This is a genomic window from Treponema parvum (assembly GCF_017893965.1).
Taxonomy (GTDB): domain Bacteria; phylum Spirochaetota; class Spirochaetia; order Treponematales; family Treponemataceae; genus Treponema_D; species Treponema_D parvum.
Map to the genome: position 1 here is coordinate 2,199,621 of NZ_CP054142.1, position 22,872 is coordinate 2,222,492.

19 protein-coding genes are annotated in these 22,872 nt (G+C 46.3%); 5 read left to right on the forward strand and 14 right to left on the reverse strand.

What is annotated here, in order from left to right; genetic code table 11:
- Window positions 1-161: 161 nt before the first annotated feature.
- Together HRQ91_RS09705 and HRQ91_RS09710 are read left to right on the forward strand one after the other, a co-directional pair.
- A complete protein-coding gene (locus HRQ91_RS09705) occupies window positions 162-452 on the forward strand; it encodes an RNA-binding regulator (protein WP_210119359.1) in 291 nt (96 codons plus the stop codon).
- A 122-nt stretch (window positions 453-574) separates the two neighbouring features.
- Window positions 575-1,639 (forward strand): M28 family peptidase, encoded by a 1,065-nt coding sequence (locus tag HRQ91_RS09710; protein ID WP_210119360.1) that lies wholly within the window; start codon window positions 575-577, stop codon window positions 1,637-1,639.
- A 36-nt stretch (window positions 1,640-1,675) separates the two neighbouring features.
- Here HRQ91_RS09710 and HRQ91_RS09715 read toward each other — a convergent pair whose 3' ends face one another.
- From HRQ91_RS09715 to HRQ91_RS09755, 9 genes are all read right to left on the reverse strand, one after another.
- Window positions 1,676-2,815, reverse strand: a complete 1,140-nt coding sequence (locus HRQ91_RS09715; RefSeq protein ID WP_210119361.1) for a DUF362 domain-containing protein — start codon at window positions 2,813-2,815, stop codon at window positions 1,676-1,678.
- A gap of 170 nt (window positions 2,816-2,985) precedes the next feature.
- A complete protein-coding gene (locus HRQ91_RS09720; RefSeq protein WP_210119362.1) occupies window positions 2,986-3,303 on the reverse strand; it encodes a type II toxin-antitoxin system RelE/ParE family toxin in 318 nt (105 codons plus the stop codon).
- Complete coding sequence (locus HRQ91_RS09725) at window positions 3,303-3,569, reverse strand: type II toxin-antitoxin system Phd/YefM family antitoxin (protein ID WP_210119363.1); 267 nt, start codon at window positions 3,567-3,569, stop codon at window positions 3,303-3,305. Before HRQ91_RS09725 ends, HRQ91_RS09720 begins: the two co-directional genes overlap by 1 nt.
- Before the next feature lie 183 nt (window positions 3,570-3,752).
- Window positions 3,753-6,188 (reverse strand): ATP-dependent helicase, encoded by a 2,436-nt coding sequence (locus HRQ91_RS09730; protein WP_210119364.1) that lies wholly within the window; start codon window positions 6,186-6,188, stop codon window positions 3,753-3,755.
- A 19-nt stretch (window positions 6,189-6,207) separates the two neighbouring features.
- Window positions 6,208-7,743 carry a 30S ribosomal protein S12 methylthiotransferase RimO gene (rimO, locus tag HRQ91_RS09735; RefSeq protein ID WP_246473212.1) on the reverse strand — a complete coding sequence of 512 codons (1,536 nt, stop codon included), beginning with the start codon at window positions 7,741-7,743 and terminating at the stop codon, window positions 6,208-6,210.
- On the reverse strand, window positions 7,730-8,809 hold the full coding sequence (locus HRQ91_RS09740; protein WP_210119365.1) for a helix-turn-helix domain-containing protein: 1,080 nt from the start codon (window positions 8,807-8,809) through the stop codon (window positions 7,730-7,732). Before HRQ91_RS09740 ends, rimO begins: the two co-directional genes overlap by 14 nt.
- A 5-nt stretch (window positions 8,810-8,814) precedes the next feature.
- Window positions 8,815-9,507, reverse strand: a complete 693-nt coding sequence (locus HRQ91_RS09745; RefSeq protein ID WP_210119366.1) for a LolA family protein — start codon at window positions 9,505-9,507, stop codon at window positions 8,815-8,817.
- A 139-nt stretch (window positions 9,508-9,646) separates the two neighbouring features.
- Window positions 9,647-11,419 (reverse strand): tetratricopeptide repeat protein, encoded by a 1,773-nt coding sequence (locus tag HRQ91_RS09750; RefSeq protein WP_210119367.1) that lies wholly within the window; start codon window positions 11,417-11,419, stop codon window positions 9,647-9,649.
- A complete protein-coding gene (locus tag HRQ91_RS09755; protein ID WP_210117914.1) occupies window positions 11,416-12,012 on the reverse strand; it encodes a hypothetical protein in 597 nt (198 codons plus the stop codon). The genes HRQ91_RS09750 and HRQ91_RS09755 overlap by 4 nt, the downstream gene beginning before the upstream one ends.
- A 159-nt stretch (window positions 12,013-12,171) precedes the next feature.
- On the opposite strand from HRQ91_RS09755, the gene HRQ91_RS09760 reads away from it, so the two are divergent.
- The 3 genes from HRQ91_RS09760 (at window position 12,172) to HRQ91_RS09770 (ending at window position 15,776) form a co-directional block, all read left to right on the forward strand.
- On the forward strand, window positions 12,172-13,236 hold the full coding sequence (locus HRQ91_RS09760; protein WP_210117913.1) for a tetratricopeptide repeat protein: 1,065 nt from the start codon (window positions 12,172-12,174) through the stop codon (window positions 13,234-13,236).
- A complete protein-coding gene (locus tag HRQ91_RS09765; RefSeq protein WP_210119368.1) occupies window positions 13,236-14,270 on the forward strand; it encodes a lytic transglycosylase domain-containing protein in 1,035 nt (344 codons plus the stop codon). The genes HRQ91_RS09760 and HRQ91_RS09765 overlap by 1 nt, the downstream gene beginning before the upstream one ends.
- Window positions 14,271-14,414: 144 nt before the next feature.
- Window positions 14,415-15,776, forward strand: a complete 1,362-nt coding sequence (locus HRQ91_RS09770) for an OmpA family protein (protein ID WP_210119369.1) — start codon at window positions 14,415-14,417, stop codon at window positions 15,774-15,776.
- A 6-nt stretch (window positions 15,777-15,782) separates the two neighbouring features.
- On the opposite strand, the gene HRQ91_RS09775 is transcribed toward HRQ91_RS09770, so the two are convergent.
- From HRQ91_RS09775 to HRQ91_RS09795, 5 genes are all read right to left on the reverse strand, one after another.
- Entirely contained in the window at window positions 15,783-16,550 is a 768-nt protein-coding gene (locus tag HRQ91_RS09775) for a metal ABC transporter substrate-binding protein (protein WP_210119370.1), read from the reverse strand.
- Window positions 16,551-16,611: 61 nt separating this feature from the next.
- A complete protein-coding gene (locus tag HRQ91_RS09780) occupies window positions 16,612-17,418 on the reverse strand; it encodes a metal ABC transporter permease (protein WP_246473213.1) in 807 nt (268 codons plus the stop codon).
- Window positions 17,419-17,494: 76 nt separating this feature from the next.
- Window positions 17,495-18,547: a DUF1893 domain-containing protein gene (locus HRQ91_RS09785; protein WP_210119371.1), complete on the reverse strand. Its 1,053-nt coding sequence runs from the start codon at window positions 18,545-18,547 to the stop codon at window positions 17,495-17,497.
- A 166-nt stretch (window positions 18,548-18,713) separates the two neighbouring features.
- On the reverse strand, window positions 18,714-20,075 hold the full coding sequence (locus HRQ91_RS09790) for an MATE family efflux transporter (RefSeq protein WP_210119372.1): 1,362 nt from the start codon (window positions 20,073-20,075) through the stop codon (window positions 18,714-18,716).
- A gap of 171 nt (window positions 20,076-20,246) precedes the next feature.
- Window positions 20,247-22,727, reverse strand: a complete 2,481-nt coding sequence (locus HRQ91_RS09795; RefSeq protein ID WP_210119373.1) for a leucine-rich repeat protein — start codon at window positions 22,725-22,727, stop codon at window positions 20,247-20,249.
- Between the last annotated feature and the right edge of the window lie 145 nt (window positions 22,728-22,872).

A 22,872-nucleotide genomic window follows, 5' to 3' on the forward strand; every position in this document is an offset into this window, starting at 1 on the left:
AGTATTTTTTTTTTAGATCCGTGTTCTTTAAGACGGTGCTGAAAACTTATATTTCCTTGCGGTTGTGTGGTTAATTCAGATTACAGTATTAAGAAAACGATGATTTGCAGCTGGCATACAGCAAAAAAAAGAGAGGGCCTGACAAAGGCGAAAGGAACATTATGTCCAAAAAAATTTATGTTGGTAATCTGAATTACGCAACAACAGAAGACACGCTGAGCAATCTTTTTGCTCAGTACGGAGAAGTAGTTTCCGCTACTGTTATCAAAGACCGCAACACACAGCAGTCAAAGGGCTTCGGCTTTATTGAAATGGCCGATGAAAACGCCGCAGACGCTGCGATTGCAACGCTCAACGGCAAGGAAGTTGACGGGCGCCGCGTACGCGTAAACGTTGCGGAAGAAAAACCGCGCAAGCCGCGTTTTAATCACGACGACGGCGGACATTTCTGATGTAAAAAAAGCCTGCTGCAAAACGTCTGCGGCGGGCTTTTTATTTGTCTTTATCAGGTCGTTCGATCATTACCGGAAATTTCAAATCGGCAGTTCGGCGGTGATGATTTTAAATTTACAAAATGGAAAAATTTTCTACCGATTTTCTTAACGCATACAAGCAATTTACAGCCATGGATTGCGATCGCTGCGCCTTTATCCGCGAATACCTTGCATCGCGCGGCGTAGACAGTTCCGTAATCCCGATCGACGAAAGACGACACATTCACGTAAGTTTTTCATCAACGGCGTACAGCCCGCTCTTCCGCATAAAAACGATAATAGCGCATTACGACAGAACGCCCGGAAGTCCCGGCGCAAACGACAACTCTTCGTCCGTCATAAGCGTTATGAACCTTGCAGCGCGGCTTTCAAAAATGGGAGGCGTCCACAACGTAAGGATATTTTTTACGGACGGCGAAGAATTTTCCCAAAAAATAACCGAACATGAAATCGGGGCCGCTGAAGCAATTCAAAATAACGCCGAGCGGCAGAATGCGTCGAAAAATGGCAGCCTCAGGGAAGCAGCGGACGAGGAGATTTTTTCAAAGCGGGCGGCAAGCGTAAGGCAGATAGGATCTTACGCTCTCGTAAATCATTTAAAAAAACTGGGACTTAAAAATGACGACGTATACGTTTTTGACTGTACGGGACGCGGAACCGTCCCGATTTTAGGCGAAACCGATTTGCCTGAAGGAACGCCTCAATCATTAAAAAGACAGTTTTCAGACCTTGAAAATCGCACAAAGGCGCTCATACGCTCGGTATCTCCGCAATTTCTTACGCTGCCCATTTCGTACAGCGACAACGCAGCCTTTTTGGCATGCCAAATTCCCGCCCTTGTGATCACCATGCTGCCGGAAGACGAAGCCGTAAGCTATATGAAAAACCTGTTAAAATCGAAGGAATTAAAGAATTTCGTTCTGCGCCGTCACATAGGAGCCGCTCAGGATTTAAAACCAAAGTCTTTTGCCGCAGACTATGAAGATTCCGTTTTGCTTAAGGAATTTGAAATAAGAAGCAAACTCCCCGACACTTGGAAACTCTTTCACACCGAGTACGATTCCATCGAAAGTCTTACACCCGAAAGTTTTACCGTCATGGAAAAAATTCTTGACACATTGGCCTTATCAAAGACTATGGCGTAAAAACTGCATAAAACCGCCGAGCGGCCATTCGAAGTCTTACACTTTTATCAAATCGTATTCTCTTGTACCCATGCCTATTTTTTCGGCATGGAGCAGTTGGACGCGCCAATCCGTAGTAGGATGAAACGAGCGCGAGACGTCATGATTTATGATCTTTATATTGTCCATTACTGTATTGGGAAGCGGCGGCTGTCTCAGCATCGCGTCGCAGCAGGCTTGGTCAAGCGCAACGGCGTCGAACGAAGCGAACATTCCCACGTCCGCAATCACGGGCGCGTCATTTTGGCTGTGGCAATCACAGTACGGCGATACGTCGACTATGAGCGAAATATGAAATTGAGGCCTGTTCTTTACGATCGCAGCCGCGTATTCGGCCATTTTACAGCTGAGCGTTTCCATGGAATTATCCTCGGAAGGATATATCGCATCCTGATTGCAATTGCCTATGCAGCGTCCGCAACCGGCGCAAAGCACATGGTTTATGCGCGCTACCATTCCCCGTCCCGCCTTGCCTTCAACTCCTGCGGAATCGAAAAAAGTTATCGCTCCGTGAGCGCAGCCTTTTGCGCACTGCCCGCAGCCTATGCAAAGTTCTTCGTTTACAAGAGGTTTGCCGGCGTTATGCTGTTCCATCTTACCGGCGCGGCTTCCGCCTCCCATTCCTATGTTTTTAATTGCGCCTCCGATACCTGTAAGTTCATGCAGTTTAAAATGCGTGAGCGAAACAAGAACGTCGGCGTCCATCAAGGCTCGTCCCACTTTGGCTTCTTTTACGTATTCGCCTTCGGGAAACGGCACGTAGGCTTCGTCGGTTCCTTTAAGTCCGTCGGCAATGATCACATGACATCCGGTCGAAAAAGGGCTAAAACCGTTCAAATAGGCGGCTTCCAAGTGATCTATGGCGTTTTTCCGCTGTCCTACATAAAGAGTATTGCAGTCCGTTAAAAAAGGAACGCCGCCCAAATCCTTGATCGAGTCGGCAACGGCCTTCGCGTAATTGGGACGAAGATAAGAAATATTCCCCGGCTCTCCGAAATGAATCTTTATCGCCGTAAATTTTCCGCTAAAATCTATATTGCCTATTCCCGCAGTTTTTATGAGCCGCTGAAGTTTTTTAAGCAGGTCTTCGCTGCCCTTTGTTCTAAAATCGGTAAAATAAACCTTCGCCTTTTCCATAAAATGCTCCTAGTTTGCAGTTTTCTTACAGTTTTCTTTTATGGAACAGTATATCACAAATCGGTATGTCAAGTCAGAGACCGCATTTGACTTAGATTTTTACTTGAGGAAATTAGGTATATCGTAGCCGGATTCCAGCAGATGCATAGTAAATGAGTGACCGAGCCGGCTCAAGTGTTCTCCAACAAAGTCCCTATATTTCTTCGCGCGTATATTATACGGGCGACAGTCACTGTTTTTTCAGTTTCATTGACCTTGTAAAATATAAAATAATTCTTAACCAGCAGTTTACGATATTCGTGCGTCAGCGATTTTATAGGCATGTAACACGGCGCTGAATAAGGAAAATCGGAAAGTAAGTCAACTTTTTCAACGATTTCTTTTACTAAATTTTCAGCAGCAATGGGATTATCTAATTTGTCCATAATATAACCGGCTATTTCTTTTAAATCGTCCAAAGCGCACGGCAAATATTCAATTTTGTACATTATTTTACGATTACGTTTCGCAGTTCCTTCAGTACTTCTTTTGAGGAAAACCGTTTTCCTGTCAACGAGGCTTGCTTTTCAGCCTCTTGTAATTTATAATAAATTTCACTTTCAAATTGCATATCCTCAAAAAGTTCCATACTCATCACAACCATATCGGCATAACCGTTTTTTGTAAGAAATACCGGCTGCTGCGTTTTATGTATGATTTCCGAAATATCGGTAAAATTATTGCGCAAATCAGAAACAGGACGTATTGTTTTCATGAAGACCTCTTACACAAAATTTAGCATAATTATGATAAAAATTCAATGACAAGGTTGATACGCGGAGCCTGTAAAAGGATAAAATGAGTTTGCAGGAACCCTTTATTTGCAAATGAAATCAAATACGCTGCGGCAGCGAGCAAGCAGTTTTTACGGCTCGAAAAGTTTCATATTACGGCAAACTCAGTCTTTTACGATCATCATATTGTGGCTTTGGTATTTGGGGATGAACTGTTTTATTCCGCCGCCTTCAAACATAACCGTAATCACATATTCTCCCGACCGCGAAAACGCATTTATGATCTGTCCGTATCCGTAATCGTCATGATAAATTTTAGAGCCCTTTTTCCAATCCGAAAAGGCGCCGCCTTTTTCCGTTTCGGTAAATTTTTCTTCGTCCGGTAAACCCGATAAAGAAGAAACATCGTCTTGAGAGCGCACGGCTGCGGCGTAGGAAGGCGGAACGTCGCCCAAAACCTGAAACAAAGAGCTTCCCGCTTCAAGTAAAAAACGGCTTGGCTGCATGTACTCCACTCTTCCGTAAAGACGCCGCACGGAACAAGAAGTAATGTACAGCTGATCCTGCGCCCGCGTTATGCCCACGTAAAACAAGCGTCTTTCTTCTTCCAAATCCGCGCCCGTCTTGTCTTCGCGCGGGAAAATGCCGTTTTCAAGGCCGGTAATGATCACGCGGTGAAATTCCAGTCCCTTGGTATTATGAAGCGTTATAAGCGTAACACAGTCCGTCTGTTCTATATTCGAATTCGAAGCTTCGTCAAGGGATCGATCGAGTTCTATCGTATCCAAAAAATCCAGAAGTCCCTTACGGGAACAGGGGTATAAGACGGCGTTGTTTATAAGTTCCTGAATGTTTGCGGCTCTCTGAGTTCCTGAAATTTCATCATGATCTTTATGATAGTCGAGGATTCCGGACATTTCGGCGATCTTTTCAATAAGCGACGAAAGTTTTTCAGCTTTTTTCTTCCACGGCGGAACGTTGTTTGACGAAGCGGCAATTCTTTTTGAAGCGGCGTCGGTTTCTTTTTCGGCGTCATCCGAAGCATTTCCTTTTGTTCCGTCTTCACGGCCTTCTTTATCCGGCTCGGAATCGACATCATTCATGCCTGCAAAATCCGAAAAAAGATCCATCATCTTTACAAAGTCCGAAAGTCCTTCTTTCGCCTTTTTGCTTATGCCTTCAAAACCGTCTTTTCCGTTTACAATCTCGCGGGCGGCTTCGACTAAGCCTGTTGCAGAAGACTCGCCCGTATCGCTTGAAAGAGCGTCGTCGCCCGGAACCGAAGCGACCTGCGACACGGCGGCCTTTGCGTGCGCACAGGCTATGATTGTCTCTTGGGATTTTTCGCCTATTCCGCGCGACGGTTTGTTTACTACGCGGCGAAAAGCAATTTCATCCCTGGGATTTGCAGTTAAGGCTAAAAAGGCCAGTATGTCCTTTATTTCTTCCCTCTCGTAAAATTTGAGAGAGCCTACCACTACGTAAGGGATTTTTTGCCGTAAAAATTCGCTTTCAAAGCCGAGCGATTGCGCGTTAGTTCTGTATAAAACCGCCCATTCGCTGTAGGGGCAGCCCTTCTTTTTGGCTTCTTTTATAAGATTTGCGCAGAATTGCGTTTCTTCATCCTGCGTAGGACAAAAGACTAAAATCGGCTTCGATCCTTCACCGCGGTCGGCTTTGAGCGTTTTTCCCAATCGGCTCTCATTCTTTTTTACAACCTTGTCGGCGACGGCCAAAATTTGTACCGTAGAGCGGTAATTTTGTTCAAGACGTATAAGTTTTGTTCCGGGAAAATGATCTTGAAAATTCAAAATGTTTTGCACTTCCGCGCCGCGGAAGCGGTATATCGACTGATCGTCGTCGCCCACTACGCAGAGATAGGCTGGATTATTGTCTTGTATGCCCGAAAGCGCTTCCAGAAATTTAAATTGAGCGACATTCGAGTCCTGATATTCGTCTACCATTATGACTTTAAACCTGTACTGAATTTGGCGCCGGATATTTTCGTCATTTTGCAAAATCAGGACAGGCAGCATTATAAGATCGCCAAAGTCGACGTTCCCCGTAGACCGAAGGCGCCCTTCGTAGGCCGCGTAAATCTCAGGGAATTCTGCAGAACTTTCCACATCTATTAACTCTTTGCTGTCGGGTGTAAGGCAATAATCTTTTGCGAGCGCTATCTTATGAGCGGCTTTTGCCGCGCTTTGCCTGTTAAGCTTGGGCACGGCCTTGGACACAAGGGTGACCATATCGTCGTCATCGTATACTGTAAAATTCTTGTCCACCCCGGCTCTGTCGGCAAACCTCCGTAAAAACCACGCCCCGAACGAGTGAAACGTCCTGATCTGAGCGTCGGCGGCAAGGGGCTCAAGGCGCACGGCTCTTTCCGCCATTTCTCGCGCGGCTTTTTTTGTAAAAGTGACGGCCAGAATATTGCGCGCGTTAATGTTTTTTTGAGAGATAAGATAGGCGATCTTTGTGGTTATCACGCGAGTCTTACCAGAGCCGGCTCCCGCCAAGATCAAAAGAGGAGAACCCGAATGTTCTACAGCTTCCCGCTGCTGGGGATTTAAGACGGAAAGATAAGTTTCAAAAGACATAGCCGTTTACTCCGCAAAGTTATTTTGACTCATCATCTATTTCCGGAGCAAAAAGCAGAGTTTTGCTCTGTTCCCGTATGCCCTTGTTTTCGGGTGAGTCTGCCGTAAATACCGCGTCCAGATCTACATCTCCTGCAGCGACCGCGCGCACGCGAACCAATCGTCCGGGCTTCAAAGCTTTTAAGGCGGAGGAGTCGTTTCTGTCATAGCGGATGACGACGGAACCGTCCACTTCGGGAGCCTGAAACCACGCCCGCCCTATCGCAAATCCCAAGTTCTCGCCGTCCGCCGCATCCAAAACTTCTTCGACCATAACGTCATAATCTTTGTTTACCCGCCGTAAAAGGGACTCTGCCGTAATTTTTTTTTGAATGTCCGAAAGGTCTTTTGCCCTCTTTTCTGCAATCTTCTTTGAAACCCGTCCTTTATAACCGTAAGAAGGGGTGTCTTCTTCTCTGCTGTACGAAAAACAACCCGACCAGTCCGGGCGTATGTCTTTTAGGAATTTGCACGTATTTTCAAATTTTTCATCGGTTTCGCCGGGGAATCCCGTCAAAAAAGTCGTGCGCACAACCGCGTCCGGCAAAACGCGGCGGATATCCTCTATAAGTCTTTTATACGACTTTGCATTTCCCGTCCGGTTCATCGAGCGTATAATTTCATCGTCGCCCGACTGAAACGGAATGTCAAAATAAGGGAGAATCCTCTTGTCGCTCCTGATCACCGGTAAAATGTTGCGGTTAAAATGATCGGGATGAATGTAAAGCAATCTAAGGCGGAAGTTCCCTTCAAGCGCAGATATCATTCTTAAAAGGCGGGAAAGAGAAGATCCCTGTTCGAAGAATGCGGTTTTATCGGACGCAGGCTTTTCAAACGCGGCGCCGATGAAAAGATTTTCAGGGCCGTTGCCGAATACGTCGTCTTCTTCGCCCGTACCCCATGCGGCGGAATCCTGCCCTATAAGATTTATTTCATACACGCCTTTTGAGATGAGCCGCTTTATCTCGCTTATTATGTCGACGGCAGGACGGCTTCTGAGGTTTCCGCGGATCAGAGGTATGGCGCAAAAAGAACAGCGGTTATCGCACCCTTCCGTGATTTTAACATAGGCCGAACCGCGGAACGTAAGAAGCATCGAACGATCCCCGCAGCATACGCCTTTTTGAGCGGGCGTCATAACCGGCCTTGCGCCCGAAAACATTTTTATGACCGTGTCGTCGATTTTGGAAAGATCGCCGTTACCGAATATGCCGTCGGCTTCGGGAAGCTCCGAATCGAAAATCTTCGCATAACGCTCCGCAAGACAGCCCGCGAGCAGGATCTTCGCTTCAGGAAAGCGGCTCCGCGCGGAATACAGCGCTTCAAGAGATTCTTTTTTTGCGCTTTCGATAAATCCGCAGGAATTAACTATTATGAGATCGGCTTTTGAAGGATCAAAACTCTGTGCAAAGCCCATGGCGCAAAGCCTGTCTATCAAAAGCTCGCCGTCAACCTTGTTTTTGGCGCATCCGTGCTGATCTAAAAAAAAACGTTTCTCAGGATCAGTCAACTTCACTTACAACCACTTTATAAAGCCCGTCGGTATCTTTGATCCACTTAATATCCTGTACGGCAACTTTTCCCGCCTTACCTATGTCGAGATTCGTCGTCTGCCCGTTCGCGATCATTTGAAGATGAACCGTGTTACCGTTAGACATCCAGAGCCTTACTCCGTTTTTGGGCGTCATAGTAACTATTTCGCCTCTTGTGTAATAAGCTTCGGAAGCCTCTCCGCCGTCAACTACGGAACGGAAAACGCAAGCACCGTGGAAAGTGGCATTTATCGTAAAAGGATAAGCGCGGGTATCTGAGAGCAGCACCTTCATAGTGTCCGCAAGTTTTGTCTCTTCTACGGAAGAAACGTCGGTAGAGGGAATTTCGCCGGAAGTTTTTCTTAATATCATGGAAACTTCAGCCCCGCGCGATTCATCCCTTGCGGAAATATCCGAAACGTAAACGACCAATTCGGACTTTGCATTGCCCGCAATATCGATCAATAATTCTTCCGCCAGATCGATTTTCTGACGCCCTGCAGGCGTGTCCAATTTAAGAGAACCGAGCGTTCCTGCAACCATGAGGATCACATTGCCTTCCTCCGAAGGAACAATTATTTTATCGCCCTTGTAAAGTCTCTTTGAAAAACCGCCGTCCGTCAGATCATACTCTCGGCTTTGAAATTTTTCACCTACGGCGACCGTTTCCGTATTTTTATTGATATTTTTTCTAAAAACGGTAAAAAAGACGACGGATCCTGTCAATGCTAAAAGGATTAACAATCCGCAAAGAATAAGAGGCAAAGAAAGATACCTTTTTCTTTTAAATAACAAACCTTCGGGAATGTCGCTTTCCTGAATTTTTTTATTTTTATACAGAACGGTTACGGAATCGGGATTGAGTCCTAAATATTCGGCGTAGCTTTTTAAAAATCCGTATAAATACGGCTCGCCGGGAAAAGCGCTTTCGTCTTCATCTTCAAGAGCCTTAAGATACTGCCTGGAAATGGTGATATCATGAGCGATTTTATCGATATCAAGTTTTTTTTCTTCACGCTTGTTCTTCAATATCTGCCCGTAACTTTCCATGCGATCTACTCCGAAAACAAAAAGTTATTGTAATTATTTGCGGAAGACGGTGGATCGTATATGAAACGCTGATCCGGGATCGCCCTGTTCAAAACATAATCTGAAAAATTAAAGGTAATGGTTTCTCCTCTTGTAGTGACGGCCTCAACCCTGCGGATAAGCTTTGTCTCCGGCGAAATTGCAAGTTTTATCGTCCTAAACGATTCGGAAGAATTGCGGCGCGTGAGCAAAAGTTTTACGACGTTCTCCGTGGAATCGCTTTCAAGCGGAGCGGGATCCTGGCCGCTTTCGTACGCAATCGTATAATAGCGCGTCATAAGCGAAAGTCCCTGGGGGGTGGCGAGCGCCGTCCCCGCAGAACCGGGTGAATTCTGCACGGATTGCTGCAAAATAGCGTCAGACCCGGGAATATATATGGTCAACAGTTCTCCGTTAAAAACTATCACTTGTTCCTGCGGATTGGAAAAATCTATTCTAAGCAGATCCGGTTTTTTAAAAGACACCCTGCCTCTCATTTCAGTCTTGTCCGTCAAGATTTCCATCTGAGCTTCATAGGTCGTCAACGCGGCATATTGATCCGAAACTTCTTTAAAAAAATCGCCCGCAGTCTTGATCGATTGGGAAGACGCTGTGTTTAAAACGCCGAAAAGTGAAACACAAAAAAAAAGAGCCGCTCTTACCTTCTTATAAACGAACATGGAATAATATTAGTCAAGAACATCGGTTGCGTCAAGGAGCGATTAACTGTCAGGCTTGATACGCGGAGCCTTTTGCCGTCCCTTGGTCTTTTGCCGCACTTCTATATCCGCACCTTATATCGGCATAATTTTAAACTAATCACTGTCTGAGGAGACTTTCAAGTTCTTCGTTTTTTCGCAAAAATTCTTCGTTCGAAGGATGGAGAGCAACAACCTGTTTTAAGTAATATTGAGCACGCCTGTAGTCTTTTTTTTCATAATATATGGAATACAGCTTATACAAAGCGTCTTCGTTGCGCGAATTGGAAATGAGGCTTGCACGCAAATCCGCAAGGACGGCCGTCTCTCCGGAAGCTAAAAAACTGCGCCTGTAATACAAAAAACTTTTTAATCTTGAAGAAGCGGAAGGCAAAAGCTTATCGATAAGATCGATCGATTCCGTGCGGCGCCCTAAAGCGTACAAAACTTCGAGGTACGAGCGAAGGGCAATTTCTTCTTTAGGGAATTTTTCGTAAAGGGACTCGGCGATGTTCCATGCCTCGTTAGTGCGGTTAAGAGCAAGGCAGATCTCAATATGAGTATGCTGCATTTCTAAAGAAACGTCCTGCTTGTTTATCAGACGAAGGCTTACGACGTAGGCGTCGTTCCAGAGTTTACGGGAAATCAAATCCTTTATAAAAACGTCAAGAGCTTCGGTATTGTCGGCGTCCGTGGAAAGCACGGCAGAAGCGAGTTCTCCGGCGGTTTTTCCGGCGACTCTTTCGCCGGTAGAAGAGGCAAGTTTGGCGGCGGCGAGCGTAACTTCAGGATCGTCGGGATAACGGGCCATCGCCTGCTCTATCGTTTCTACCGCTCCCCGTAAATTCTTATTCCATTCGCGCTGTACACGGGAGCGCAGCATAAGATAATCGCGGGAAACAGTATCATTACGGGCGTAAACGTCCAAAAATGAAACTGCCCTTATGTAATCACCTTCTTCGAGTAAAATGCGCGCACGGAACAAGATATATTCTGCATCCGCAGGGTTTTGCTGTAAGACGCGGGCAGCATACAGTTCCGATTCCTTATAATTTTTAAGTGCAAAAAAAGTCTGAGCGCATAATTTAAGCAGTTCCGTATCGTTAGGATAAGACAAAACAAGATCTTTTGCTATTTCCGACGCTTCTTGAATTTGACCGTTCTTCATAAGGGCGTCCGCCAACGCATAAGAGGTTTGAAAATTTCCCGCGGATCCGTCGGAGGCTTTTCTAAAATAAATCACGGCGTCGCCGTATTGGGATTGCCTGCGGCACAAAACGCCGAAAAGATAATCGGCCAAAACCGAATCGCTCTTGATTTTTAAAGCTTCCGACAGCGCAGCATGCGATCCGCTAAAATAATCGCTTCTGGATCTGTTTGTGAGCAGCACCAACGACGGTAAAACAAGCGTCAAAAAATCGTCTCCGCCGGAGCTGGAATCGTACACGCCCTGCTCTACGGAATTTATCACACCTACGTAGGCGTTATTCTGAGGGACGCCGGGAGTATCCCAAGATATTTTTTCCTGCGGCCACACTATGCGCATGATAGCGGAAGCGACGAAAATAAGGATTTTTTCTTTATCCGTATTTTCCCTTCCCAAACTGCGCAAGCGTCCTACCGCGCGTTCAAGGGATTGAGGAGTGCCCATGCATACGTCGTCAACTATATCTTTGGGAATCTCATAAAAAAACGAAATTTCATGTTTTCCGAGGACGGTCAGCCGCACGGAAGAAGCGTCAATATATTTTTGATCATCTTTTTGATCATCGGAAGAAATTTCTGCCGGCTCTGCAGAATCTTTGGCGGCCTTCGTTCCGGCGCAGGAAAGAAAAAAAAGAGAAAGAATCGTAAACGCTGATAAGACATACCTGTTTTTAAAAAAACCGGTCACGATTCCTCTCCTGTTTCGTCGTCGTCGGTTTCATCACCGGTCATATACGGAAAAGAAAACCGGTTGTTCCGCTGATATTGGAAAATGCCGATCAGGACAATGCCTAAGATAATAAAAACCGTAGGCCACCATACGGAAACGAACGACGAGAACGAAACAGATAAAATATCAAAAGAAAACAGTCCGAAAAAAATTCCTAAAAGGATCAAGACGAACGAGGGGAAAATATAAACCGTTTGCAAGCGTCTAAAACGGTAATAGCCGGCGGGAATCAATGAAATTCCGCAAAAAACCATGCCCAGCGGCCAAATTTGTCCGAGCGAAAGCCTGAAAATATTGAACGTCAAAACCAGCGCGAGCATTCCGAAAAAACATAAATTCAATCCTACGTACAAAAAGAACGCCCTGTGATTGACCGCTATCGAAACATAGATAAAAACCGCCCCGAAAACGAGCAGCCCCAGCGCAGAACGGGAAAAAACAAGCTCTTCCGGTTCCGCAAAAAAAACGATCAACAAAACAAGCCCCAGCAGGATAAAAATAATTCCCAAGGCAAGCGATATATATAATAAAGGAGTCGGTTTTTTACCCATATTTTCTCCAAAGCCCGGACGATAAAAATATCCTCACGGGTTTTTAAAATAAGATTTTCAAAGCCGCCGTTAAAGATCGATCCGTTCGCAAACTCTTTTATAGAATACACCAACATCGGCCGTCTTGCCAATCACTTATCACTATGTTAAATTTGCGCTATGAAGCTGAAAATGTTTTTACACTTTTCGAAAACCCTAGCTGTCATCCTGTGCTGCGCTCTTTTATTCGCCTGCGATAAAAACAATAGCGCCGACTCTTTTTCCTTAAAAAACCAGACAATGCAAAAACAGCTTTTAAAGCTGCTTGAAGATCCGTCGCTTGAAACGCAAAACCGATATTCGGTTATCAACAGCATTTCAAACATATTCTTTGCGCAAAAAGACTACAACAGACTTGTACTGTTTTTAACAGACTGGACGGAGCGGCACTCCGACGACATTTACAACACGTACTGGCTTTTTATTACCGCAAGCGTATACATGCAAAACAACGCCGCCCCCATAGCGGAATACTATTTTGACCGCATATTAAAAAATTATCCTGATATTACGGTAAAGGGACAGTCCATACATTTTCAATGCCTAAGGCAGCTCATAAAGATCAGCACGACGCCTGCAAACAGAATAAAATATTTTAACGAACTTATTTCAAAATTTCCGATGAATGTGAGCATTACCGAATTATACGAACGCCTCGCGCTCGAATATGAAAAGGAAGGCGAATGGGAACTTGCGATGCGCGCTTATTCCCAGTTTCTTGAACAGCCAGACGCACAGACTATCCAAATAGCGGGCGTACCCGACGCTTACGCAAACGCACGGCAGCTCGTAGACTTTAACAATTCTCCTAAAGATTGGACGTTTGAAAGCCTGGCGGCTCTTGAAGAAGCGATAAAAAAAGCGATTTCCCGCTACGACTGGCGCTTATTGGATCAATACAAATCAAAGGTGAATTTTTTTACGATGAACTGGAATCAGGACCGCTCCGCAAGCAACGCTCAGGAAGTTTTTTCAATGCGCAATTTTATGCGCGGAAACAGAATACGCTATAATGAAAATTTGGATGACGGTTCAAATCCTAACGAAGCGTACCTTTGGACTACAGGATGGAGCCAGTATATTTCCGTTTGGTATCTGTGCTTCAGAAAGGTCAATTTTCCTGCGGATCCTGAAATTCACGGGCGCTGGGAATGGGCGGGAATCTACTTCGGTGAAAGACTGTAATGAAAAAAAAGAACGCACCGTTTTATCCGCTCCTTCTTTTCATACTTTGGGGCGCATGTAAAAGTACGGCCGCATCGATGTCGGCGGCATCGCCACTCGCTGAATTGCCAACCGCAATTCCGCCGACCTCTACGGTTACATCGCCGTCCGCGCACAATTCCACGGCCTCGCGGCAAAATTCTCCGGTAAAGCGCTTTGAAATCGCCGTCTATAAAAAACTCGACATAGAAGGCGCCGAGCGAAAAGAAACTCAAGCGTTCAGAAACGAATACCTGACGCCTTTCGGGCAAAAAAAACTCTTTCAAATACTTGACGACGCCGAACCTTACAGGCTTTATGTCCGTTCGGAACTGAAAAAAAGAGGAATGCCGTCGATTTTGGAATATCTTCCGGTAATCGAATCCGGCTATAATCCTTCCGCCAGATCAAAAGACGGAAACGGCGTGGGAATGTGGCAATTCATGCTCAACAGCGTTGAGCCTTTTATGACTGTAAACGAATGGGTGGACGAGCGCCTTGATCCTTGGAAATCCACCGGCGCCGCCTTAACAAAATTGCAGGACAACTACAAGGTTTTTAAAGACTGGGCATTGGCTATAGGCGCATATAATTGCGGCGCCGGTGCAATGAGCCGCGCTCTCGCAAAAGCTCAAAAAAAGACTTTTTGGTTTGTTGCAGAAAATTCGCTCATTCCCGAACACACGGCGCGCTACGTGCCTAAACTGCTTGCCGTTGCGGATCTGGCGCAAAACAGTAAATATTACGGCATAAATTTACCCGACGCAAACGGGAAAGACAACAGGCCCGTAAATCCTCGCGCAGGGGAATTCGATTATATAACGGTGCAGAAACAAATTTACCTGAGCGCCTTGGCGGCGGAGCTCCGCATGAGCGAAGATCTTTTAAAAAATCTAAACCCCGCCTTGCTGCACGGAGTTACACCTCCGAAAACAAGCTACATCATCCGACTGCCCGCAGGAATGAAAACGGCTGCAGAACACGCCGTAAACGCCTTGTCTAAAGCTAAGCCGTAAAACCGGCGATGTAATGGAATCGCCCACAGGCGAAACAAAACATGCAAAAGGCCGCCCTAAAATTAGAGAAACTTAAGGGGCGGGCTAAATAACGCTGAATTCGACGGGGTTTTTATCCGATATTAAATCAGGGAAAATATAATAATGAAACAAAACCGCATTTTTAAGGCTGTCTTTTCGGCATTGATTTTATATATATCGGCAGGATTATCTCTTAAAGCGCAAAACGCCGCTCTCATCTCTTCAAGCTGTTCAATAGACTGGACTAAACAAGAATTTTCTTCACAGGTATTGTTCAACGTTGAAAAAGCCGGAATAAATATGCCGTCGGGTAAAAATTCCGCCCTTTACCGCATAGCCTTGGAAATGCCCAAGCTCATAAAGGATCAGCTCTTATCGATTTTTGTGGATTCTTATCTGCAGTTGGGAGATACGGTTTTAAACGAAGATATCACGCTTGAACAGCTCACAAGGATCATCGAAGACGGAAAAAGAACTCCGGGCGTTTTTACGGATTCGTCTTCCGTCATAAGAACAAATCACCTTATGGACTTGCGTTCCATATCCTCTCTCATGGTACACCATAAAATTCCGTACACTGCGCAAGAGCCCATAGTACAAGTTCCGTCGCGCGCATTTACGGGAATAATAATAGACGCGCGAGGCCAACTGCCCGTCCACGGTGAATTTGTAAAAAGCAGCGTACATCCCTGTTTTTTCCCAAGAATATGGAACGACAAAATGGATCTCGTCTACGAAAGGAACATGACGAACAGTTCAAATGCAAAAAAGAACAGTATCGTCGCATATAACTATTCCGACGATGAAAAAATCTACAGGGATAGGATCGGGGTCGATCCTCTTAGGATACTCGCCAGAAAGGTCTACGGACAAAACCGTACGGATCCCGTTATTTCATATAACGACGCGCTTAAAATTCTCACAGTTCCGGAAAATCTAAAACTGCTTGAAGAAGGAAGGGTTGTGATCCTTCTTGACAAGGACAATCTTATCTACGACGTAAAAGCTCCCGTAAAGGACGAACTGTATTATACGGCTTTAAACACCGTTCGAAAGCTTCTTTACGTGGACAAGGTGCCCGACGTTGAAATTTACGACACCTACAAGGGAATTTTATTTCAAATCGATTTGAAATTTTATCCCGACTCTCCCGTTCTCTTGCCTGAAGAAAAAGAGCGCATCGCAAAGGTAGCGCAGATGCTCGGCGACATAACCAAAAACAACGAATTTACGATCCTTGTGGAAGGCCACGCTGCGGGCATAGGACGCCCATTGGGAGAAATGCAGCTTTCCATAGAGAGAGCAAAATCGGTGATCGAATCGCTTCTAAATTTCGGACTTAGGAAAGATCTGTTCAGCTTTCAGGGATACGGAAGCACTCAGCCCATAGCAGACAATTCCACGCCGGAAGGCCGAGCCCAAAACCGCAGAGTCGACATAACCGCCCGTCCCAAAGCGACTTATATAAAGCGCGACTGGAACTGAGCGGCGCTATTTGAACGCTTTTAAAAGCGAATCGATGTTTTTTTGCACAACGTTAAGGAGCGCATTTCTTTCTACCCGTTCGGGAAAATTCCGCCAGACGACATATTTGGCGTTAGGCAAAACCTCGACAAGCGCCTTCCCCTGCGGATTATGTATATTGTCGATTATCAGCGCGTAACCGCCGTCCTTTGCCTTTGCAATCTGCATCGCGGTTACCGGGCCGGGGCCGAACACATCATCCACTTCAAATCCGAGTTCCCGTGCAAGATAAATTTGATGTTTATTGCACAGCACCTTTAATTTATTCAAATCTTTTTTTTGGACTTCCGCTTTTCCGTCTTCGATCGTCTTTACATAGGCTTTAAGGCGTTTTTCATTTTCGCCTTCGGTATGTAAAATTTCCGCGATCTTTTTTGTTTCGCTTGTAACCGTCGAAACGGAATTGTCGCTTAAAATTTTTATCATCTTAGAACTTTCCGTTACGCCGCCGAGCGTTTTCATCATTCTTTCAAATCCGGCATAGATAAAAAAATCACAGTCTAAAATCTTTTGAATGTCGCTCACCGTAACTTCGTATTCCGGCGGATGGCGCAAGTTCGCCGGAGCGATGATTTCAACGTTATCCGCTCCCGCGATATCGGCAAAGGCCGCCGTCCACGATGTGGAAGCGACCACTCGCGGGACGGCAGTGCGGGTATTTTGAGAAGTTTTCACTTCCGCGAAAACACAAAACATGGCTGTGACAAAGCTTGCGATCAGCATAATTTTTTTCATAAAGTCTCCTTGTCGCAGAACTGCGACGGCCGGCGCGCAATGTTTTCGGCCGACCTGCAATTTATTTTACGGTCAAACTGACGGCGTATGCAAGGCTTGCAATCACGGCTATCGTTGCCCCCGGAGGAAGATCCAGTACGACTGCAAGAAAATATCCCGCAACGGCAAAAGCAAGGCCTGAAACACTGCTGAAGGCAAAAAGCCTTTTTATTCCGTGCGACTTTTTTAAAAGCGACGCCGCAAAAAGAACGGGCAAGATCAAAAGCGCATCGATCAAAAAGGCACCTAAAAGCTTTATCGCAAGCGCTACGGTAAAAGCGATTATTAAAACCATCAACGTGTAATGAAAACGCACGTTTATGCCTAAAGAACTTGCAACCTCCGCGTTATAAAACAACGCCAAAACGTTTTTTAAATTGATCGCCAAATAAACCGCAATAATAACGGCGAGAATGAAAAGGACTGCAAAATCTTTGTTTGTCAGAGCGAAAGGGCTTCCCCATAAAAGATCTAAAGTATCCTTTGCCGGAACGTCTGCAATGTGCGTCAAAAGCGAAGCGAAAGCCATTCCCAATACCATGACGGCTGCGCTGGAACTACCGAAGCCGAAAGAGCTGTTTCTTGTGAATTTTATCATCACAAGCACAAGTATGGTATTTACAGCTATCGTAACCGGCACAAGCGGAAGAGAAAAAGCCAAGGCTATGGCGCCGCCGAGGATAACCCCGTGCATAAGCATGTAGCGGAGCGGAATAAGATTAAGACGAATGATCGTTACTCCGCACAGCGGAAATACCGCACCTGAAACTATCAATGCGATAAATCCTCTGAAAACGGGCGGAAGTAAAAAAAGCATCAGTTTATTCATATCTCACCTTATTTTATCGCCGTCAGCGCACATCCGCAAGCGCTGGCCTAACCTTACAGACGGTTTCAGCCGGAACTCAGTCTCCGGGCCTCTCCAGCACGAGAGTTTGCCATCCGTGCATTTTTAAAAGCTCTTTGTCATGCGTTACGATTATTATCGTAGGAATTTCGGAGACGGAAAGCGAATGGAGTATGTCCGTAACCATTTTACGGTTTTCCGCGTCCAAGGCGGCGGTAGGTTCGTCCAGCAAAAGCAATTTCGCGTCCTGCGCCAAACAGCGCGCAAGGGAAACCTTTTGTTTTTCTCCGCCGCTTAAACTGGAATAGCTTCGATTAATAAGGCCTAAAGCTCCTGTTCTTTCAAGCGATCTTCGGATTACGGCTTCACGGTTTTTCACGGAAGCGCGGCCGATCCCTAAAGATACGACTTCTTCAACGCTTAGACTGAATTCCGTATTGTCCGTCTGTTGCGGAATATATCCTATCGTGCGTTTGGGTAAAAGCGAAGGTGTTTTTCCGTCAATAAAAACTTCCCCCGATTTAGGACGGATGAGGCCGCACAAAATTTTTAAAAGGGTTGTCTTTCCCGCTCCGTTTTCACCGGCAACCATTAGGCGGCCTCCTGCAGGAACCGTAAACGACAAATCGTTTATAAAACCGTAATTCGATGAAATATTTTCAACACGCGCTTCAACGCCCTGCACAAGCCTCGCCCTCCGGCGAAGCTGCATGTATATTTCGTCGCTGTCATACAGACTTTCAAACAGATCCTCCGTCGCACATAAAAGCCGATCTACTTTAATTCCGCAGGAAAAACTTATTTTTTCTTTTTCATCAACTCCGTCGTTCAATTCTGCAATATACCGTTCGGCAAGCCTGCTGCCTATGTCCGCATGTATTTTTTTAATTCCCATGCGTGCCATAAGGACTGCCGCCGCCTTTCCGACGGCGGTATCGTGAGCGCAAAGATTGTCCTTTGGCCCTAAATAAATTTTTAAAAACTTCTCCAGTTCGAAAAGCGGCATAAGCCATTTTCCGCTGTTTGAAAAAATAAGAGAGGATGAATTATATACGCAGAGAGTCTTGTCTTCCGGCAGACGCGAAAGATAAGGCTCATTCTCAAAATTCATGTTTACAATTATAGGAAAAATTGAAAGAAATGACAAACCTGAATGCCGCCGAATGTGAACTATCCTCTTGAAAATTTCAGATTTTACGGCGACTCCGAACACCGTTCGTTGCGCTCACCGGCATATGCCGTGGCCGAACTTTTACAAGCGGTAACTTTTTACCGGTTTAAGTCTCTTTGAACTTTTTTAGGACGGGAGCGACCAAAAACAAAATCGCTGCAAAACACAGTATGTCCGAAATCGGCTGGCAAACAATAATTCCCGTAAAACCGAATAAACGGGGAAAAATCATCAGACATGGAATCATAAAAAGCCCCTGCCGCGACATTGCCGCAAACGTAGCCGATTTATAGTGATTTATATTTTCAAGCAGCATACTTGAAATCACTACAAAAGGTATGAGAAGGCACGTGCTCCAATATATGTGCATGATTTTAACGCCGAGTTGCAAAACTCCCGGATCGTTATTGCAAAACACCCCTACAATCAGATCGGCAGCGGTAAAACCCGTAATCAAGACAACCCCATAAAAAGCGGTCCCCACGCCCACACAGAATAAAAAAGCCTGCCTTACGCGGGAATAAAGAGACGCGCCGTAGTTAAAACCGCATACGGGCTGAAAACCCTGTCCCAGTCCCAAAACAACGGCGAGCATCATAAAAGAAAAACGCTGAACTATGGACATGGCGGCTAAGGCTTCATCTCCGTAGACACTTACCGCCCGGTTCAATACGATCATTGAAACGCTTGCAAGGATGTTCCGCGCAAGACTCGGCGTGCCCCCTTGAAACATGGCAAAGATTTTTTCTTTTGAAAGCGAAAAATATTTTACACTTATGGAAACGGAAGATTTTTTTACGGTTCCCAATACAAGTATGCAAAAACTTATGAACTGGCTTATTATAGTCGCCAATGCGGCTCCACGGATGCCGAGATTAAAAACAAAGATAAAAATAGGATCCAAAACGATATTTAAAACGGCGCCGGAGGCAATGCCGAGCATCGCAAAAAAAGCGCTCCCCTGAAAACGCAGCTGATTGTTCAAAATAAAGCCGCTTATGATAAAAGGCGAACCTATGAGAATTATGCCCATATAGTCCATCGCATACGGCAAAACGGTTTGAGTCGCTCCGAAAAAAAGCGCCAGCGGTTTAAGCAAGCATAACCCGACGACGCATATCACAACGCCGAAGACCATGCCTAAGTAAACGCCGTCCGCAGCCATTTTAGAAGCGTTTTCAGGATCTTTAGCGCCGAGACGGCGCGAAATATAATTCCCGCTGCCGTGTCCGAAAAAAAAAGCGGCTCCCTGTATTATGGCCATCAAAGAAAAAATGATACCTACGGCCGCCGTTGCGCTGGCGCTTATCCTGCCCATAAAAAACGTATCGGCCATATTGTATATCGACGACACCATCATGCTTATAATCGTCGGAACGGCCATCTTAAGTACAAGTTTAGGAACCGGCGTCTGCGTCATCTTTTTGTGTTTTATGCGCCGTATTTCATCTTCATTCGATCTTTGCATTTATATAAAGTGTAAAGTCTTTTATCCATAAGTTCAAGGAAAGACCTATGAAACGGTACGCAAAGAGCGCACGGACGTACGCGATATTTTGACGGGCAAAAACCCGCCAAAACTCGCTTTTCAAAATCCTATTGCGGATTTTGAGCCGTTTTCAAACATTTTACCAATTCCTTACGGCGTTATTGCCACAATCGTGCCGAAGTCTTTCCAGCCTTCTGCGGTTCGATAATCGCCTTCGGTGCCGGCGGGCACTTTAAGCGTTGCGGAACTGATGGGCGTGTTATTAAACACGTGGTCGCGTGCCTCAATAGTCGGCGGGGTTGCCGCTCTGCACGTTACCGTTGTCAGGGCACCACAGCTGGCAAAGCATGCCCAGCCCAACTTAGTAAGCTGTGACGGCAAATCTACCGTCTGCAGCTGAGAACAGTTCTGAATCCCTGAAATCTCCGTTATCCCTTGCGGTACGGTAAGCGAAGTGATTGCTATACCTTTCAACGCGTTAAATCCCAGATATTCAAGTGAATCAGGCAGCGTAAGATTTTGCACGTTTCTGCAGTAGAAAATCGCTTTTTCTTCAATACGCTTTAAGCCGTCAGGCAGACTTATGGTTTGCAGTGCGGAAACATTTCTAAAAGAATCGGTTGCCAATGTCTTTACGCTTAAAGGAACGGTGTAAACGGTGCCCGGTTTACCCTTCGGATACCAGCGCAGTATGCTTTTATCGCCGTTAAAGATAACGCCGTCTACTGAAGAAAGGTAGGTGTTATCGGCTGCGACCGTTACCTCTTGCAGCGTATCTCCCCATCTGTAGGGAGCTTCTATATCCGTTACCGTGTAGGTTTCGCCGTCGTGGATAACCTCTTTCGGTATGGCAAGCGTTGTTCCCGTGTACTCCGTAGAATTCCCTGAATCAGTATTGGCGGTTACGCTCACCTTTAGAGCGGTTCTATCCGTTACATGGTAGCGCACGCCGGCTTCTGCAAAGTAGTCGGGTATAAAGGCGGAAGGCTTTACGGTAATGGTACCCGAAAAGTCGGTCTGTCCGCTTAGCGTGTCGGTTACCTTTATGCGCGTTGTACCGACTTTGCTGAAAGTTATTTTGATGTTGCCGTGACTGTTCAAATTCGACGTATCGAGCGAGATGATGTCCGCCTGTTCGGGAACAGCCGTGTAACTGCCCGAGCCTGCCGTTACCAGTCTGTAAAGAAAAGTTTCCCCCTTATTTTTGGTAACGTCCCGCTTGTCCAGCGTGAGGTCTGCTCCCGCATATTTGAACTTTACTTTGATGTTCGCATTCGCCGTTACCGTGTGGTTGTACGTTTCGTTCGCTCCCGCTTCGGGTATGTCGCTGCCGCCGTTTGTCCACTTGTCTACGGCAAAATTGGCACCAGGCTTTGCGGTAAACTCGACGGTTTTGCCCTGTTCCACTTTATTGCCCGAACCGATTCCGCTGCCGTCAACTTTTGCCGTAAGTGTGCCGTTCGCACCGTCCACGCCGAAATCGATAGTATAAAGCAGCGCCCAGTTTGCGGTATATTCCGCATTTGCAGCGGGGAAGACCGGAGTTGCAGGCAGTGCGGGTGTCCATCCTTTAAAAACGGAATCCGCTTTTACGGGATCGGCGGGAACTTCCAAAGCTGTGCCGTATTTGCCGGATTTTACGACATCGGTCGCATTGCCTGCAATGTTACCGCCTGCAAGTTTAAAGGTTACGTTCACCGTATTGCGCTCGTAATAGAGTTTTACAACGGTACTGCCGTCGGCGGCTATCGTGCCGTTTTCCTGTACGGTTCCGTTTATTTCGGTGAGGTTCGATTTGTAGGTAAAGCCATCGTAGGCTCCGCCGATTTTCGGCGTGTATACGACGGGGTCTCCCGATGTGCCGCTTTTATTTTCGCTTTCCGTCGGCTCTGCAGGATAGTTCCCGTCCGTTCCTTCTTGATAGTGCTTTACCGTATACGAAGCTTCGCCGGGCGGAAGCACTTCAAAGCTCACCTTTACGGTAAGATCGGCTTGAAGATTTACCTGCGCCGTGTTGTTTCCCGCAGTTCCCGTACCCGCTTCAAACACCATTCCCGTGCCGAATATCTGCCACTCCTTTACTTTGTAACCGGAGTCGGGATTTGCCGTAAAGGTTACGGTTTTGCCCTGCTCGACGTTTATGGGGCTCGTCTCCGTTTCCGCAATGCCGTCCGCCTTTGCTTTAAGCGTGCCGTTTCCGCCTTCTACGCTGAACGTTATGCTGTACGATACGGGCACGGGCGGCGGTGTGGTATTTCTTTCAAAGCTCACTTTCACGTTTACCGCTTTGGTAATGCTCAGCATATAAGAATCGTTCGTGCCGTTTACAGCCGTACCGTCAAGCGTCCAGCCCTTTACCCGATAGCCCGAATCAGGCGCCGCGGTAAAAGTTACGGTTTTGCCTTGTTCGACGTTTATGGGGCTTGTTGCCGTTTCCGCAATGCCGTCCGCCTTTGCTTTAAGCGTGCCGTTCGCCGGTGAGCCTTCAACGCTGAATGTTACGGTGTGCTTGGGCGTGGGAGCGGGCGGGGTGCCCCCGTTCCCGCCCGCGTTGTTCGGGCAGGCGGTCATGCCAAAGAGCGCAATAAGCGCTAAACCGATAAACAAAAATGTTTTTACTTTGTGTTTCATAAAAACCTCCTCATAAATAAAATCCTTTATCAATTCCGGCACTAAGCCGGTGATAGACCGATTACGGCGGGGGAGGACGCCCCATTACTGTGGGGCAATGTCCCCCATTATGCAGGGGGAGCGTCCCCCGTTACCGTGAGGCGCT

Excerpts from the sequence above, each read along its gene's own strand:
- HRQ91_RS09705 (WP_210119359.1), top strand. The coding sequence starts at position 162 with ATGTCCAAAAAAATTTATGTTGGTAATCTGAATTACGCAACAACAGAA.
- HRQ91_RS09710 (WP_210119360.1), top strand. The coding sequence starts at position 575 with ATGGAAAAATTTTCTACCGATTTTCTTAACGCATACAAGCAATTTACA.
- HRQ91_RS09715 (WP_210119361.1), bottom strand. The coding sequence starts at position 2,815 with ATGGAAAAGGCGAAGGTTTATTTTACCGATTTTAGAACAAAGGGCAGC.
- HRQ91_RS09720 (WP_210119362.1), bottom strand. The coding sequence starts at position 3,303 with ATGTACAAAATTGAATATTTGCCGTGCGCTTTGGACGATTTAAAAGAA.
- HRQ91_RS09725 (WP_210119363.1), bottom strand. The coding sequence starts at position 3,569 with ATGAAAACAATACGTCCTGTTTCTGATTTGCGCAATAATTTTACCGAT.
- HRQ91_RS09730 (WP_210119364.1), bottom strand. The coding sequence starts at position 6,188 with ATGTCTTTTGAAACTTATCTTTCCGTCTTAAATCCCCAGCAGCGGGAA.
- HRQ91_RS09740 (WP_210119365.1), bottom strand. The coding sequence starts at position 8,809 with ATGGAAAGTTACGGGCAGATATTGAAGAACAAGCGTGAAGAAAAAAAA.
- HRQ91_RS09745 (WP_210119366.1), bottom strand. The coding sequence starts at position 9,507 with ATGTTCGTTTATAAGAAGGTAAGAGCGGCTCTTTTTTTTTGTGTTTCA.
- HRQ91_RS09755 (WP_210117914.1), bottom strand. The coding sequence starts at position 12,012 with ATGGGTAAAAAACCGACTCCTTTATTATATATATCGCTTGCCTTGGGA.
- HRQ91_RS09760 (WP_210117913.1), top strand. The coding sequence starts at position 12,172 with ATGAAGCTGAAAATGTTTTTACACTTTTCGAAAACCCTAGCTGTCATC.
- HRQ91_RS09765 (WP_210119368.1), top strand. The coding sequence starts at position 13,236 with ATGAAAAAAAAGAACGCACCGTTTTATCCGCTCCTTCTTTTCATACTT.
- HRQ91_RS09770 (WP_210119369.1), top strand. The coding sequence starts at position 14,415 with ATGAAACAAAACCGCATTTTTAAGGCTGTCTTTTCGGCATTGATTTTA.
- HRQ91_RS09775 (WP_210119370.1), bottom strand. The coding sequence starts at position 16,550 with ATGAAAAAAATTATGCTGATCGCAAGCTTTGTCACAGCCATGTTTTGT.
- HRQ91_RS09780 (WP_246473213.1), bottom strand. The coding sequence starts at position 17,418 with ATGAATAAACTGATGCTTTTTTTACTTCCGCCCGTTTTCAGAGGATTT.
- HRQ91_RS09785 (WP_210119371.1), bottom strand. The coding sequence starts at position 18,547 with ATGAATTTTGAGAATGAGCCTTATCTTTCGCGTCTGCCGGAAGACAAG.
- HRQ91_RS09790 (WP_210119372.1), bottom strand. The coding sequence starts at position 20,075 with ATGCAAAGATCGAATGAAGATGAAATACGGCGCATAAAACACAAAAAG.
- HRQ91_RS09795 (WP_210119373.1), bottom strand. The coding sequence starts at position 22,727 with ATGAAACACAAAGTAAAAACATTTTTGTTTATCGGTTTAGCGCTTATT.